Source organism: Alcaligenes faecalis (assembly GCF_009497775.1).
In the GTDB taxonomy this organism is placed as follows: Bacteria; Pseudomonadota; Gammaproteobacteria; order Burkholderiales; family Burkholderiaceae_B; genus Alcaligenes; species Alcaligenes faecalis_D.
In genome coordinates, this window is record NZ_CP031012.1 from 2,815,082 (window position 1) to 2,830,729 (window position 15,648).

17 protein-coding genes are annotated in these 15,648 nt (G+C 56.9%); 1 reads left to right on the forward strand and 16 read right to left on the reverse strand.

All coding sequences use genetic code 11. The annotated features are described in order from the left end of the window. The first annotated feature begins 149 nt into the window (after positions 1 to 149). Positions 150 to 1,079 carry a serine O-acetyltransferase EpsC gene (gene epsC, locus DUD43_RS13115; RefSeq protein WP_153230633.1) on the forward strand — a complete coding sequence of 310 codons (930 nt, stop codon included), beginning with the start codon at positions 150 to 152 and terminating at the stop codon, positions 1,077 to 1,079. Between the two features lie 245 nt (positions 1,080 to 1,324). Here epsC and rarD read toward each other — a convergent pair whose 3' ends face one another. The 16 genes from rarD to fabD form a co-directional block, all read right to left on the reverse strand. Continuing rightward, positions 1,325 to 2,230 (reverse strand): EamA family transporter RarD, encoded by a 906-nt coding sequence (rarD, locus tag DUD43_RS13120; protein ID WP_153230634.1) that lies wholly within the window; start codon positions 2,228 to 2,230, stop codon positions 1,325 to 1,327. Beyond that, positions 2,227 to 2,832: a PIN domain-containing protein gene (locus DUD43_RS13125; protein ID WP_153230635.1), complete on the reverse strand. Its 606-nt coding sequence runs from the start codon at positions 2,830 to 2,832 to the stop codon at positions 2,227 to 2,229. The genes rarD and DUD43_RS13125 overlap by 4 nt, the downstream gene beginning before the upstream one ends. Position 2,833: 1 nt before the next feature. Next, complete coding sequence (gene recO / locus DUD43_RS13130; protein WP_026483095.1) at positions 2,834 to 3,424, reverse strand: DNA repair protein RecO; 591 nt, start codon at positions 3,422 to 3,424, stop codon at positions 2,834 to 2,836. Then, a complete protein-coding gene (gene era, locus DUD43_RS13135) occupies positions 3,417 to 4,307 on the reverse strand; it encodes a GTPase Era (protein ID WP_026483096.1) in 891 nt (296 codons plus the stop codon). Before era ends, recO begins: the two co-directional genes overlap by 8 nt. Continuing rightward, on the reverse strand, positions 4,304 to 5,062 hold the full coding sequence (gene rnc / locus DUD43_RS13140; RefSeq protein WP_009456563.1) for a ribonuclease III: 759 nt from the start codon (positions 5,060 to 5,062) through the stop codon (positions 4,304 to 4,306). Before rnc ends, era begins: the two co-directional genes overlap by 4 nt. Next, the gene (gene lepB, locus DUD43_RS13145) at positions 5,062 to 5,946 is read right to left on the reverse strand and encodes a signal peptidase I (protein WP_153230636.1); all 885 of its coding nucleotides are present in this window, start codon (positions 5,944 to 5,946) and stop codon (positions 5,062 to 5,064) included. Before lepB ends, rnc begins: the two co-directional genes overlap by 1 nt. Positions 5,947 to 6,010: 64 nt before the next feature. Beyond that, entirely contained in the window at positions 6,011 to 7,804 is a 1,794-nt protein-coding gene (gene lepA / locus DUD43_RS13150) for a translation elongation factor 4 (RefSeq protein WP_042482399.1), read from the reverse strand. Positions 7,805 to 8,047: 243 nt separating this feature from the next. After that, a complete protein-coding gene (locus DUD43_RS13155) occupies positions 8,048 to 9,556 on the reverse strand; it encodes a DegQ family serine endoprotease (RefSeq protein WP_153230637.1) in 1,509 nt (502 codons plus the stop codon). 24 nt (positions 9,557 to 9,580) lie between these two features. Next, entirely contained in the window at positions 9,581 to 10,606 is a 1,026-nt protein-coding gene (locus DUD43_RS13160) for a MucB/RseB C-terminal domain-containing protein (protein ID WP_228125789.1), read from the reverse strand. After that, complete coding sequence (locus tag DUD43_RS13165) at positions 10,603 to 11,100, reverse strand: sigma-E factor negative regulatory protein (RefSeq protein WP_153230638.1); 498 nt, start codon at positions 11,098 to 11,100, stop codon at positions 10,603 to 10,605. Before DUD43_RS13165 ends, DUD43_RS13160 begins: the two co-directional genes overlap by 4 nt. 6 nt (positions 11,101 to 11,106) lie before the next feature. Then, positions 11,107 to 11,709, reverse strand: a complete 603-nt coding sequence (gene rpoE, locus DUD43_RS13170) for an RNA polymerase sigma factor RpoE (protein WP_009456579.1) — start codon at positions 11,707 to 11,709, stop codon at positions 11,107 to 11,109. Next, complete coding sequence (locus tag DUD43_RS19250) at positions 11,709 to 11,894, reverse strand: hypothetical protein (RefSeq protein ID WP_228125790.1); 186 nt, start codon at positions 11,892 to 11,894, stop codon at positions 11,709 to 11,711. The genes rpoE and DUD43_RS19250 overlap by 1 nt, the downstream gene beginning before the upstream one ends. A 274-nt stretch (positions 11,895 to 12,168) precedes the next feature. Beyond that, positions 12,169 to 13,401 (reverse strand): beta-ketoacyl-ACP synthase II, encoded by a 1,233-nt coding sequence (gene fabF / locus DUD43_RS13180; RefSeq protein ID WP_153230639.1) that lies wholly within the window; start codon positions 13,399 to 13,401, stop codon positions 12,169 to 12,171. Positions 13,402 to 13,541: 140 nt separating this feature from the next. Next, the gene (acpP, locus tag DUD43_RS13185; protein ID WP_003800961.1) at positions 13,542 to 13,781 is read right to left on the reverse strand and encodes an acyl carrier protein; all 240 of its coding nucleotides are present in this window, start codon (positions 13,779 to 13,781) and stop codon (positions 13,542 to 13,544) included. 184 nt (positions 13,782 to 13,965) lie between these two features. Beyond that, positions 13,966 to 14,709 (reverse strand): 3-oxoacyl-ACP reductase FabG, encoded by a 744-nt coding sequence (gene fabG, locus DUD43_RS13190; protein WP_042482415.1) that lies wholly within the window; start codon positions 14,707 to 14,709, stop codon positions 13,966 to 13,968. After that, a complete protein-coding gene (fabD, locus tag DUD43_RS13195) occupies positions 14,710 to 15,645 on the reverse strand; it encodes an ACP S-malonyltransferase (protein ID WP_153230640.1) in 936 nt (311 codons plus the stop codon). Between the last annotated feature and the right edge of the window lie 3 nt (positions 15,646 to 15,648).

Below are 15,648 nucleotides of genomic sequence, written 5' to 3' on the forward strand. Positions count from 1 at the left end.
TGATCTTGGCCCAACCTTGAAGCGACACGGTCAGACCTGTCTACAGCCCGTCTGAATCACCCTGATGAAGCGCCCTGTTTTTCGTGTCCTGGGTCAGACGCGCGGGTATAGTAAACCTTATAGAAAAATTTCCCCTCTGGAGAACACTGGTGGCAGTCTTTGAAACTCAACATATTGTCGATAATCTGCGCGGGGCCCGCGAAGAATGGCGACAGGCGCATCAACGCTTGAACGAGCTTGAAGGCCAGGAATTTCCGTCGGTACAAGCCCTGATTCAAGTCACCGAGCAGCTCAAAGGCATTCTGTTTCCCATGCGCCTGGGCAGCCCGGAACTGCGCCGCGAGTACGAAGATCACTTTGTCGGCCACCACCTGGGCCAGGCGCTGAACACCCTGCTACAACAAGCCCGCATCGAGCTGCAACGCGCCGCTTTGCTGCGGGGCGACAAGCACGACCGTGAAACCATTGAAGACCAGGCCCACCAAGCCATCCAGGCCTTTGCCAACAAGCTGCCAGACTTGCGCCGCACCCTGGATCTGGACGTGGTCGCTGCCTACCAAGGCGACCCGGCGGCCCGCAACGTTGATGAAGTGCTCTTGTGCTATCCCGGTCTGCTGGCCATGATTCACCACCGCATCGCCCACGCCCTGACCAATCTGGGCCTGCCCCTGACGGCGCGCATTATTGCAGAACTGGCCCATAGCCAGACCGGTATTGATATTCACCCCGGTGCGCAAATTGATCACTCCTGTTTCATCGACCACGGCACTGGCGTTGTTATTGGCGAAACAGCCATCATCGGCAAGCGGGTTCGTATTTATCAGGCCGTCACCCTGGGCGCCAAGCGCTTCAGCAAGGACGAAAAAGGCTTGCTGCTCAAGGGCCAGGCCCGTCACCCGATTGTGGAAGACGATGTGGTCATTTACGCTGGCGCCACGATTCTGGGCCGCGTCACGCTAGGTGCCGGCTCCACAATTGGCGGGAATGTCTGGATTACGGAAGACGTACCAGCTGGTTGTTCGGTGACCCAGGCAAATTTGTTGCGCAATCAACCTGACTGCCCGGAGAGACTGCGCTAAGCAAGCTGCTTATGTCACGCAGGACAAAGTCCGGGACCGCCCGGACTCTCTCCCACAGAAGATCTCCGTAGTAAAAAAAACGACTCCTGATATGCCCTCCCGAAACTTGGATAGCCATCCAGGCTTTTAGGGGTTCATGACAGGAGTCGTTTTCTATTGGAGTTCTGCTTCACTCAAGAAGCCCCCAGAGCGTCCTGGTCGACGCAGGCAAGCTTGGGCACCGAGCAGTACAGGACAAGCAGTATTTACGCCTTGGGAGGCGGCACAGGCGGTCCAGGCCGCCACATCTTGATGAAACCTTCCAACGCCATCAGGGAGATGGCAATCCAGATCGGGATATAGGTCCACCACTGATTCGCGCTCATGGGCTCGTCCAGCAGCAAATACGCCACCCAGAACAAGAGCACCGGCTCCACATAGCCCAGGATGCCGAACAAGGCCAAGGGAAGCTGACGGCTGGCAGACAGATAGCTGACTAGCGCAACCGAGCTGATCAGCCCCAGGACCGGCACCTGCCAGAACAAGCGTGGCTGATCCGCGAACAGCCCCCACATCTGCGTATCTTGAACAAAGAGCAGCCAGCAGGCGGGCAGGAACAAGAAGCTCAGATCAAACCAGAGTGACGCCAGCGAACCCAGACGCAGGTAACGGCGCAGCATGAAATAAGGCGGATAGCCCACAACCACCACCGCTGTCGCCCAGGACACGCTGCCTACGCGGAACAACTCGTGCAGCACGCCCAAGCCGGCCAATGCCACAGCAATCCACTGAATGGTGCTCAATCGGTCCTTGTAGATCACCCGGCCTACCAGCACCATCATCAGCGGCAGCAGGAAGTAGCCCAAGGACACGTCCAACGCCATCTGGTGCAAAGGCGCCCAGACAAAAATCCAGAGCTGCACCCCTACCAGCGCCGCAGCCAGCAAGAGCAAGGCAAAGTAGCGCCAATTACCGGGCCAGTGACGCAGAACCCAGCGCACTTCCCGCCAGCGCCGTGCACGAGTGATGACCAAGGCCAAGGCAGGCAGGCCCAGCACAATACGCCAGGCAAAAATCTGCTCGCCACTGAGCGGGTGCAAGACAGTGGCGTAGTAGTACAGGCAAGCGAATAAAGCTGAGGCCAGAACCGACAGCAAAACACCTTGCTTCATGAGTGCGCCTCGTCCATTTTCTGACGCCGCAAATAAGCCTGCCCCACACTGAACAGACGATCACGCTTTAACAAGGTATGCGTATCCAGTGCCTGCGCTTCGGGCGTCAGCATCAAAGCGGGCAAACCATCCAGCAAACGCTGCATCACATCCGGATGCGCGGCCATGTACAAACCCAAAAGCTGATCCGGCTCCCACAGGCTGATCCCCAGGCGTCGCAGCTCGGAACGATTAAAGTCTTTCAGATTGCGGGTCAGGATACCGACCGGCTGATCAGGGTAACGCTGCTGTGCCAAACGGGCAGTGGCAATCACATGCCAGTCCTTGGCATCGGAGTAGCGCAAATTCTTCTTGAACTCGCTGCTATCGCCTAAATCGGCGTCGGGGTAACGCTGCTGCAGCTCTTCCCACTGCTCCTCGATCGAGGTGGGCATGACCTTCCACAGCCTGCCCGCGTTGCGACGCCACTCATCCCCAATCACCGGGCTCCAGACAGGCTTGAACAGTTGCTCGTCAGCCAGGGCCAGGAGCAAGCGGCGCAGTACGTTGGAGATCAGTACGCAGGTATCCAGTACCAGCACGGAAGGAAGGGAGACGGCCATATCAATAGCGTTGCAGCTGCATAAGAACGGAGCGGGTATGCAAGGGGCGACCCAGCAAGCTGTTCAGGCGTTCGCGCAAACGTATACGCAACTCCGGCTCACCGACAGGATCGTCAAAATCGGGCGTGGCCTCATCAAAGCCATAGCCGGTTTCAGTCAGCAGCACCCACTCAAAGCGCCGCAAGGCCCCCGCCACGGGTGGACGAGGAATCTGCGCCAAGTGCACCAGGGCTTCTTCGTAGGCATCGAACAAAACAGGGTGCGGGTCTTCACGCGGCAACAAACGAATCAATAATTCGTTCATGTACCAGGCCGACATCAGGGCACGACCTTTCAAGGGTCGAATCCCGGCGCAATCCGCCCGCGTCAGCGTTTTGACTTCATTCTTGCCTGACCAGGCCAATAACAAAGGCTGAAACACAGACAAAGCAGGCCGCAAAATGGAATGCGGCCTCTTGGCGCCTTTCGCGACCAGGGGCACCAGCCCGTGGTTACGCGTAAAGGCATGACAGATCAGGGACGTTTCACGCCAGGCACTGGTGTGCAGTATGTAGCCCGCTTCGTCCTGAAAGCGATGACGGGGATTACTCATACCCCAGGTCGCGCAGGACCGCTTCACGATCGGACCAGCCCTTGCGCACCTTGATGTACACATCCAGGAACACAGGCTTGTCGATCAGCTTGGCAATATCTTGGCGAGCTTCAGTAGCAATGCGCTTCATGTGCATGCCACCCGCTCCCAACAGAATCGGACGGTGGCTTTCGCGCTCCACCACCACGCAGGCCGAAATACGCGCGCCCTGCTCGTTTTCGTCCCACTGTTCGATAACCACAGTACAACCGTAAGGCAGCTCGTCACCGACCAGGCGGAAGATCTTCTCGCGCAGCAGCTCCGAGGTAATGAAACGCACCGAGCGGTCGGTAATGGTGTCCGCGTCAAACATGGCCTCGCCTTCAGGCAGGCGGGAGGCAATCTCGTTCAGCAAAGGGTCCAGCTGCAAGCGCTTGGCAGCGCTGACCGGAATCACCGCACCGTACTCGAACTCCTGCGACAGACGGGCGATATAGGGCAGCAAGTCGTTCTTGCTCTTTAAGGCATCAACCTTGTTGATGACCAGAATGGTCTTGCCGCCTTTGGGCAGCATGGGCAGCAGCTCGGCGTCCGAGGCAGACCACTTGCCCGCTTCAACCACGTGCACCACCACGTCCACATCGGCCAGGGCCTGAGTCACGACGCGGTTCATCATGCGGTTCATGGCCCCGCCGTGCTTGGTCTGAAAGCCGGGGGTGTCCACAAACACCATTTGATCGTGATCACGCGTCAGCACGCTGTTGATGCGGTGACGTGTGGTCTGCGCCTTGCGCGACACGATCGAAATCTTGCTGCCGATCAGGGCATTGGCCAGCGTGGACTTGCCGACGTTCGGTCGTCCAACAATAGCCACGAAGCCGCAGCGAAAAGGGGTCTCTGTCATTCTGTTTCCTGCGACACTGCCACGGGCAATGTCAATTGTGAGGGGCGACGATGGCGACTGGCGCGCGTCGTCTTGGCTGGAAATTCAGCTTCTAAAATAGCAATGGCCTGCGTTGCGGCAGCTTGTTCAGCAGCACGACGGCTGCTGCCACTGGCACGGACATGGATATTGAGCTTGGCGATCGTGCATTCGATATCGAAGAGCTGATCGTGGGCTGCGCCATGGGTGGCCACCACGGTATACACCGGCAAATCCAGCTTGCGACCTTGCAGCAGCTCCTGCAGCAAGGTTTTGGGATCTTTCCCCAGGGTTTTGGGGTCCACATCCACCAGCATGGGTTCATACAGCTGGGTGATGACGGTTTGGGCTTGCGTAAAGCCCGCGTCCAGAAAGACAGCGCCAAAAATGGCTTCCAGCGCGTCCGCCAGAATGGAGGGACGGCGGAAACCACCACTTTTCAGCTCCCCTTCCCCCAGACGCAAATAATCCGACAAACCCAGGCGGGTTGCGATTTCAGCCAGGGCGGCCTGTTTGACCAGGTTCGCTCGCAGGCGCGACAAATCGCCTTCATCAATGCGTTGAAAGCGGTCGAACAACAGGGCCGCAACCGTGAAGTTCAAGACCGAATCACCCAGAAACTCCAGCCGCTCGTTGTGACGAGCGCTGTGGCTACGATGGGTCAAGGCCTGCTCAAGCAGGCCTGTGTCTTTAAAAGAGTAGCCGATAGCGGCTTCAAGCAGAGCAAGACGTTTCATTAATGGAAGCGACCTATACGGCTAAGTTCGCGGAAATTCATCCAGATAAAGAAGGCGCGTCCCACAATATTCTCATCGGGCACAAAGCCCCAATAACGACTGTCCAGACTATTGTCGCGATTGTCTCCCATGACGAAGTAATTACCTTCGGGCACCACACAAGAGATGCCGTTGGAGAAATACTCACAGGAGTCGCGATTGGGAAACGCCACGATAGGCATCAAACCCTGAGGCTGAGTCTTGTTCAGCAAGATGTTGTGCTGCACTTTGCCCAGCTCTTCCAGATAGCGCCCAATGTAAGCGGAGCGATCCGGCTCGTAGTAATCGCCACTGCGCACTTGGGTAATGACCTGACCGTTCACGGACAGCACCTTGTCACGGTACTCCACGCGGTCGCCCGGCACACCGACCACACGCTTGATGTAGTCCACAGTGGTATCAACGGGATAACGGAACACAATCACATCGCCACGCTCGGGATGGCCCAAAGGCACAACCTTGGCACCGCTAACAGGCAGGCGAATGCCGTACTCGTATTTGTTCACCAGAATCAGGTCGCCATTTTTCAGCGTGGGCAACATGGAGCCCGACGGAATGCGAAAAGGCTCGATGATAAAAGAGCGCAATACGAACACGAACAGAATGACTGGGAAGAAACTGACGCCATACTCAATCCACCACGGCATGCGGTTGGCCTGGTCATAAGCGTCCTGGCGCAGTTGCTGCAAGTGCTCGGGGTCCTGAGCTGCCGTTTCCGGTACCGCCTGCATCGCGGCCTGCGCACGCGCCAGTCGGCGGGAACGCAGGGAGAAACGATCCAAAAACCAGATTGCGCCGGTCAGTATCAGCAGTACAAACAAAATCAGAGCGAAATCCCAGCTCATCGGTTTCCTTTAAAGAAATTAAAGCAGTCCTGGCTGTGGTCGGCTTGGGTCGCCGACCAGAGCATTACTTATCCTCGACCTGCAAAATTGCCAAAAAGGCTTCCTGCGGAATTTCCACGTTCCCAACCTGCTTCATCCGCTTCTTACCGGCTTTTTGCTTCTCAAGCAGTTTCTTCTTGCGAGAGATGTCACCGCCATAACACTTGGCCAGCACGTTCTTGCGCAGTGCCTTGACGTTTTCGCGAGAGATCACTTCGGCGCCAATGGCGGCCTGAATAGCAATATCAAACATCTGACGCGGGATCAAGGAGCGCATCTTGGCGACCACTTCGCGGCCACGGTAACGGGCGTTGCTACGGTGCACAATCATGGACAGGGCATCAACCCGGTCGCCGTTGATCAGGATATCCACCTTGACCACGTCGGCCGAACGGTATTCCTTGAACTCGTAGTCCATGGAAGCGTAGCCGCGCGATACCGACTTCAGGCGATCAAAGAAGTCCAGCACGATCTCGGCCAGGGGCATTTCATAGACCAGATTCACCTGACGGCCATGATAGGTCATATTTAACTGCAAACCGCGCTTGGCTGTACACAGGGTCATGACCGGGCCCACGTATTCCTGCGGCATTAGCAGCGAAACCACAACAATAGGCTCGCGCACGTCTTCGATATGGGACACCTCCGGCATGCGGGAGGGGCTTTCAATCATCAAGACTTCGCCATCACGACGCTCGACCTCGTACACCACCGACGGCGCGGTGGTGATGATGTCCATGTCAAATTCACGTTCCAGACGTTCCTGGACGATTTCCATGTGAAGCAGGCCCAAAAAGCCGCAACGGAAACCAAAACCCAGTGCCTGGGACACTTCGGGCTCGAACATCAGGGAAGAGTCGTTCAGCTTGAGCTTTTCCAGGGAGTCGCGCAGCTGGTCGTACTCGCTGCTTTCCACCGGGTACAAACCGGCAAACACCTGGGGCTTCACTTCCTTGAAGCCAGGCAAGGCTTTTTCAGCCGGTTTACCAGCCAGAGTGATGGTGTCACCAACCTTGGCGTGTTCCAGCTCTTTAATACCGGCAATGATGAAACCCACCTCGCCCGCGGACAGGTGAGGACGGTTTTCCGATTTGGGGGTGAACACACCAATGTGCTCGACCAGGTGCGTGGCGCGGGTGGCCATCAGCAAGATTTTTTCCTTGGGCTTGAGCACACCGTTCACGATGCGCACCAGCATGACCACACCCACGTAGTTGTCAAACCAGGAGTCAATGATCAAGGCTTGCAAGGGAGCCGTTGGATCGCCCACCGGGGCGGGTACACGGGCCACGATGGTTTCCAGGATCTCGTCGATACCCAGGCCGGTTTTCGCACTGGCGGCAATCGCTTCACTGGCATCAATGCCAATCACGTCTTCCACTTCCTGGCGAGCCGCATCCGGGTCAGCCGAGGGCAAGTCCATTTTATTGAGCACTGGAATCACTTCCACGCCCTGATCCAAAGCGGTATAGCAGTTGGCCACGGTTTGCGCTTCCACACCCTGGGAAGCGTCCACAACCAGCAAGGCACCTTCACAGGCCGACAAGGAGCGGCTGACCTCGTAGGAGAAGTCAACGTGGCCGGGGGTGTCGATCAGGTTCAGGTTGTATACCTTGCCATCCTGAGCCTTGTAGTGCAAAGCGGCGGTCTGGGCCTTAATCGTAATGCCACGCTCTTTCTCGATGTCCATCGAATCCAGAACCTGGGTCGACATCTCGCGGTCGGCCAGGCCACCACAGCGTTGGATCAGGCGGTCAGCCAAGGTCGATTTGCCATGATCGATGTGGGCAATAATAGAGAAATTGCGGATGTGATCCATAAACCCGTTAATAAACAAAGAAAATGTTGAGGCGCAATGCCAGAGAGACGGCACAAGAAAGGGGCGCCCATGACGCCCCTTTTCAGTCCACGCGCCGAAAACGCAAGACCCGTCCTGTCAGACGGGCGCACGTGGAGCCAGTATCCATTCGGGGCAAACTGCCCCCGCGAATAGCGGCGGAAAAACTCCGGCCCCTGGCCGGAGTTCATCAATGGCTACCATTTTAGCCGTTTTACAAAATTTTTATTTCGATGGCGTAATCAAAACCCATTGCGACTGGCCTGCACGCAAAACCAGCAAGGCCGCTGCTTTGGATTTATCCAAGGAAGCCACCATTTTAGCGTATTGATCCGGCGTCCCTACGTCTTTATCGTTGACACGCAAAATAAGGTCGCCAGGCTGCAGACCGGCTTCGCTGGCAGGGGCTGTGGCCTCTGTCACCTGAACCGCACTTTCCACACCCAGACGCTTCAGATCAGCGGCCGGAACTGCCGTCACTTTCAAGCCGAAGGCATCAGCCGTGCTGGCAGCGGGGCTGTCTTTCTCGTCCTTGCTGGCGGCATTGGGGCTGCTGGAAGGCATTTCTTCGACATCAATCTTGATGGTCTGCAACTTGCCCTTGCGCCAGATTTCCAGCGTGGAGCTTTGACCGGGCTTGGTGCTACCCACAATACGGGGCAGGTCTGTCATTTGATCAATGGTGCGACCGTTGAATTTCAGGATGACGTCACCGGACTGGATACCAGCCTTGGCGGCAGGACCGCCCTCTTCCACGCTGCTGACCAGGGCGCCCTTGCTGTCTTTCAGACCCAGCGCGGTAGCCACGTCATCGGCCACCGGAGTGATCTGCACACCGATACGGCCGCGAGTTACCTTGCCGTCAGACTTGAGCTGCTCGACCACATTCATGGCTTCGTCGATAGGAATGGCCAGGGAAATACCCATGAAGCCACCGCTGCGCGAAATGATCTGGGAGTTCACACCCACCACTTCGCCATTCAGGTTGATCAGCGGACCACCGGAGTTACCGGGGTTCACAGCTACGTCGGTCTGAATGAAAGGCAGGTAATCGCCGGTTTCACGGTTGATGGCACTGACAATCCCGGAAGTCACAGTGGACTCCAGACCGAACGGCGAACCAATCGCCAGAACCCACTGCCCTTTCTTGAGCTGCTTGGAATCCCCGATCACCATGGGTTTCAGGTCCTTGGCTTCGATCTTGATCAGAGCCACATCGGTGCGCTCGTCCGTACCGATGATCTTGGCAGGATATTCCTTGCCATTACTCAGCGTGACGAAAATACCGTTGGAGTCTGCCACCACATGGTTATTGGTCAGGATGTAGCCATCAGCAGAAATGATGAAACCCGAGCCCACGCCACGTGGCACGGTACGCTCTTGAGGCTGCTGGCCTTCATTGCCACCGCCACGAGGGCGCTGAGGAGCCATGCCTGGAGGCATGAAGTCTGGTCCAAAGAACCAGCGGAACATATCGTAAGGATCCGAACCCGGCCCCATGGCGGGAGAACGTACCTGCACGGCCTCGGTGGTACGGATATTGACTACCCCATCCTCGGTCTTGGCAACAACGCCAGTGAAGTCAGGCAGCCCCAGCGTCGTGCTCTGGACTTGCTCGGTCGTCGTGACAGGCTGCGCCTGCGCGTGGGCCATGGGCGCACCCGCCGCCAGCATCACGGCTGCCGTCAAAGCCGAGAGAACAGGAATACGCATTTTTTGACTCGATTTTTCCATTCAAATACTCCTGGTGGACGATAGTCAATGTGTCCGGGATAGAGGGGTGAACTGTGTGCCTTCCAGCAAGGCGCGCAGGGTCTGTACAGGTACGGCGCCCGTGCTGGTCAAAACATAATCGTTAATGCGACTGCGATACATATTCATGGAGCCACGGTGAAAGGCACCTAGGCTGTTTTCTTCAGCTTCAGGGGTCCCTACCTTCTCCAGAAAGACGGAAATGGCAGCCAGACCGTCAGACAACATCAAATGAGTAACCTGACGCCCCGCACGCATGGGTCTAAGCATTTCGGACCGCAAGGTAAAACCGGCGGGCATGGCCAGATGCCAACCCAACTCGTTCAAATCTATTTTTCGTACTTCGGGTTCGACCACTTCCCACTTGCTGGGGTTCCAGCTGGTACGCAGTTCCTGCAAATCCACCTGCTCGCCAAAGGCAACAGAGGCAAAAGCGATCTGATCCACTACCGCTTGTTGTGGGTCCAGAGTCTGCATTTTCAACAGCAAATGATGATCAGTATCGGCACACACGCGGTAGCCGTAACGCTGTTCATCCTTGGGCACCAGCTCGATCAGATCACAAGGGCGGCCCGCTACGCGCTCGCGCGATGGCAAGCGGCGCATATCGTAAAAATTGGGTAATTGGCTGACATCACCGACCAGAAAACTGGGAAAGCGCTCGTTTTCACGACGCTCGATCACCACCATTTTCTTTTCGGGAATCAGGCATTGGGTTACTTCGTTCTGGCGCAGAAACTCACGTGGTTCGCCGTCCAGGATTTCCAGACGCTCGCGCTCGCCGGTGCCGTCAATAATGTGGACCAGTTTCATGGACTGGCTGGCCTGATCCTGGGTGTAAATAATGACCCCGGAGTAATCCAGGTCACGCGCCGCTTTATGAACTTTCTGCAGCCAGGGCAGATCCAGGGGCTCCAGCCCGCTGGCATCCTGAGCCAGTACAGGTGTGCACAGCACCGCCAGAGAAAGGGCAAACAAACCCTTATAGAGACGCGCCAGGCCCACCTGCGACGGCATACGTACAGACCTCATTGACCCAAGGCTCCACTCTCAAAGGAAACATGGCGTACCGGACCGGTACCAACAAAGTCGCGGTGCAAATCCGCGTAATCATTCCAGAGCTGATCATCCTGAGCGCTGGCTACCAGGGTGCCCGGCACGGAGGTCACGCCCATGTAGGGCAGACCCACCCACAGGGCGGCAGCCACCGCGGCCACGACGGCCAGGCCGCTGACGCCGTAGCGCTGCACCAGGGGCCGCTTCATGGCGTTCGGGGCGAGCACAGTCGGCTCTTCATCAATCGCTTTGGACAGACGCGCGTAAAAACGATCCGAGGCACGGATCGCCAGCGCATCAGTACGCATGACGTCACCAATCAAATGATAGGTATCCCAGACTTGACGCCCGTAGGGGGAGTCCAGTTCCTCGGGGCGTATTTCAGCCTCACCATCCACCCAGGAAGACACGGCGGCCTCCCAGGCATTGAGTTGATCATCATCGGAATGGGATTTCAGGGCTTGCATCATCAATCCTTACCACCGTCGTTCACTATCTTCACCATCGAGTATGGGACGCAATTGCGCAGCAATGGCGTCGCGAGCTCGAAAGATGCGTGAGCGCACAGTTCCTATAGGGCAGTCCATGGTCTGAGCAATGTCTTCGTAGCTCATACCTTCTATTTCACGTAGCACGATAGCCGTCCGCAACTCTTCGGGCAGTGCCTGGATCGCTGTATTTACCGTTTCAGCAATCTGGCGACTGACCATCATGGATTCTGGCGTGCTTATATCGCTTAGGTTGTCGATTCGGTCAAAAGTTTCACCTTCTTCAGTTTCGACGTTCTGCAAAGTGTTGGGACGTCGTGCGGCCGAGGCCTGCCAGTTACGGGCCGTGTTGATCGCAATGCGGTACAGCCAGGTGTAAAAAGCACTCTCGCCCCGGAACTGGGGAAGAGCTCGGTACGCTTTGATGAAGGTTTCCTGAGCCACGTCCTCGACTTCAGACGGGTCACGTACCATGCGGCTGAGCAGACGCATGATTTTGCGCTGGTACTTCAGTACCAGCAGGTCAAAGGCTCGCTTATCCCCACGCTGAACACGTGCAACTAGTTCGGCATCGGTATCGCGTTCACTCATTAAGAATCCTTATTCTGAGCACGGACCTGATGGGACAGTCGGTTGGCACATAGAGACAAGGCCCACCAGGCCTGCGGCGACTGGGCGCGGCGCCATACGGTCACGGTATGGCAAGCCTGGGCGGGATCACGGCGCAAACGCAAGGTCATGAACCAGGCGCACCGCCAGATCTGCTCTATTTGCACGGACTCCTTTGCTGTCCCCTCGCACTGCAAGGAGTATAGCCCTGCACGATGAGCTAGTGTAGCGCGCTCATCCCATGCCCGACGACTGCGAGCATACAAAAAATAAGCCCACAAAGCACCTGTCAATATCGACAGGGCCCAGGGCCATTGCCAGCTATACATTGTCCAGGCCAGACCTGATGCAAGCAAGGCACAGACAAAAACACCCAGTCGGCGCACCGGAGCCGGAGCTCCGATCGACCAGGACTGGGCGTTACGAGTGGGGAAGTCCAGCTTAGCGAAGACGACGAACCACCATCGAACCGTTAGTGCCGCCAAACCCGAAGGAGTTGGACAGGGCCACATCAATTTTCATCTCACGCGCCTGGTTGGCGCAGTAATCCAGGTCGCAAGCAGGATCCTGGTTGAAGATATTGATGGTTGGAGGCGAGATCTGGTTGTACACCGCCAAGGTGGTGAACACCGCTTCAATACCACCGGCAGCACCCAGCAGGTGACCCGTCATGGACTTGGTGGAGTTGACCACCAGCTTGTAAGCATGATCACCAAAAGCCAGTTTCAATGCTTCGGACTCGTTCACATCGCCCAGCGGCGTGGAAGTACCGTGTGCGTTGACGTACTGAACTTCATCAGCGTTAATGCCACCGTTGCGCAAGGCATTCATCACGCCACGACGCGGACCGTCACGGTCTGGCGAAGTGATGTGGTGAGCGTCAGAGCTCATGCCGTAGCCGGAGAACTCGCCGTAAATGCGTGCACCACGTTTCTTGGCATGTTCGTACTCTTCCAGCACCAGTACACCAGCACCTTCACCCAGCACGAAACCGTCACGGTCCATGTCCCAGGGACGCGATGCCGTTTCAGGATCGTCGTTACGGGTGGACAGAGCACGCATGGCTGCAAAACCGCCAATGCCCAGAGGGGACACGGTGGATTCTGCACCGCCGGCAATCATCACATCGGCGTCGCCATACTCGATCAAGCGAGCAGCGTCACCAATGGAGTGCAGACCGGTTGTACATGCCGACACGACCGCGTAGCTGGGACCTTTCAGGCCCAGGCCGATGGACAACTGACCGGACACCAGGTTGACCAGGGAGCCAGGCACAAAGAACGGGGAAATCCGACGTGGGCCCCGTTCCAGATAATCTTTTTGGGTTTCTTCAATACGGGGCAAACCACCAATCCCCGAACCTACGATAACGCCCACACGCTCAGCATTGATGCTGTTGATATCCAGGCCGCAATCCTTCCAGGCCTGCATACCAGCCACCACGCCGTAATGGATAAAGGTATCCATTTGCTTGGCTTCTTTGGACGAAATGTATGGTGTTAAATCAAAATCCTTGACCTCACCCGCTATCTGGGCTGTTAGGGCCGAAGGATCGAAACGGGTAATACGCCCGATGCCCGAACGCCCATTGACGATGTTATCCCACGCGGTAGGAATATCGTTGCCGACCGGGGAAACAATACCCAGCCCGGTAATCACGACACGTCGTTTCACGGATGACTCCTAAACACAAAAAAAGCGGTTTAAAGGGAATAACTGCGTCTTGCAAGCTAAAGCCGCCGGGCACAGGCTACTCTCTGGAAACCGCTCTGGAGCGAGGGCGTGCACAATGCCGCCCACCCTCTTAATTGAACTTACTGCTTGCTGTGAGAATTGATGTAGTCCACAGCTTGCTGGACCGTCGTGATTTTCTCAGCTTCTTCGTCTGGTATTTCGGTTTCGAATTCGTCTTCGAGCGCCATCACGAGCTCGACCATGTCGAGCGAGTCGGCACCGAGGTCGTCGAGAAAAGAAGATTCGTTTTTGATCTCGGCTTCGTTAACGCCAAGTTGTTCAGCGACGATCTTCTTGACGCGCTGTTCGATGCTTTCCATGCAGATTCTCCAAGTTGGGAAAAATTCCCGCAAATTATAGCCAATCCATACTGCTAAGAGGGATAAGCTATGACAAAAAACGGCGTTCTTGTATGAGGCCCAACGTTATTCTTACAACGCCGGCTCAAGCAATAGGCCCCAAATAATCCCGCAATTTTACCTCAGCCGGGCGCGATGCCAAGCCTTACATGTGCATACCACCATTCACATGGATGGTGCTGCCCGTAATATATTGCGCTTGCGACCCGGCCAGGAAGGCTACCGCGTTAGCGATATCTTCGGCAGCGCCCAGTCGTCCCAGGGGGATTTGCGACAAAATTGCCGCCGACTGCTCAGGGGTCAGAGAGCGTGTCATGTCCGTATCAATAAAGCCCGGAGCGACACAATTAACTGTAATGTTACGGCTACCGAGCTCGCGCGCCAAGGCACGGCTCATACCAGCCACACCGGCTTTGGCTGCAGCGTAGTTGGCCTGACCGGGGTTACCGCTCTCGCCCACCACCGAAGTGATGCTGATGATACGGCCCCAACGGGCTTTCATCATGGGGCGGATAACCGCACGCGACAGGCGAAACACGGCGCTCAGATTGGTCTGGATAACCGCATCCCAGTCCTCATCTTTCAAGCGCATGGCCAGGTTGTCACGCGTAATACCGGCATTATTGACCAGAATGTGCGGACCACCGTCTTCTTTGCTCAAGGCCGAGATCAGCGCTTCGCAAGCAGCCGGGTCGTCCACGTTCAAAACATGGCCGTAGCTGCCGTTCTGATCCAGCACAGCGGAAATCGCCTGCGCGCCGGACTCGGACGTTGCCGTACCAATCACCTTGGCACCGCGTGCCATCAATTCTTTGGCAATCGCCTGACCGATACCGCGCGATGCGCCGGTTACCAGGGCGGTCTTGCCGCTTAGATCCAATTCTTGCATTTACGCTCCCTCCAGGGCTTCCAAAGTGGCCTGCAAGGACGCAGGGTCGCTGATCGACAAGGCGACCAGATCTCGGTCAATACGCTTGACCAGACCAGTCAGCACTTTGCCTGGACCACACTCGACCACGTGAGTGACACCCTGGGCCTTCATGGCCTGAATGGTCTCCACCCAGCGCACGGGATGCCAGGCCTGACGGACCAGGGCATCTTTAATCTGTTCGGGGTCGGTGGGCGCGGCTACGTCCACGTTATTGATCACGGAAATAGCAGGCGTTTGCACTTGCACCGAGGCCAGAGCCTGGGCCAGCACAGCCGCTGCTGGTTCCAGCAGACTGGAGTGGAAAGGAGCCGACACAGGCAGCACCAAGGCACGCTTGGCACCGGCTTCTTTAGCCAGCGCACAAGCACGATCCACGGCCTCGACATGGCCAGCAATCACAACCTGAGCAGGCGCATTGTAGTTAACAGCCTGAACCTGCTGACCTTCAGAGGCGCGCGCACACACGTCACGCACCTGATCATCGTCCAGACCCAAAATCGCCGCCATGGTGCCCACACCAACGGGCACAGCCGCCTGCATGGCATCAGCACGAATGCGAACCAACGGAACGGCCTGCTCCAGGCTCAGGGCACCGGCAGCAGTCAGGGCCGAGTATTCACCCAGGCTATGACCGGCCATGACGGCAGGAGCGGGACCGCCAGCCTGAATCCAGGCCTGGTACATGGCCACGGCGCTAGCCAGCATGACAGGTTGAGTATTGGTGGTCAGGTTCAGCGCATCAGCAGGCCCTTCGGCCATCAACTGGGCCAGATCCTGACCCAGCGACTGGCTGGCTTGTGCAATGGCTTGCTGTACAACAGCCGACTCGGCCCAGGCATCGAGCATGCCTACGGACTGCGAGCCTTGTCCTGGAAAGACAAACGCAATTTTCATGGT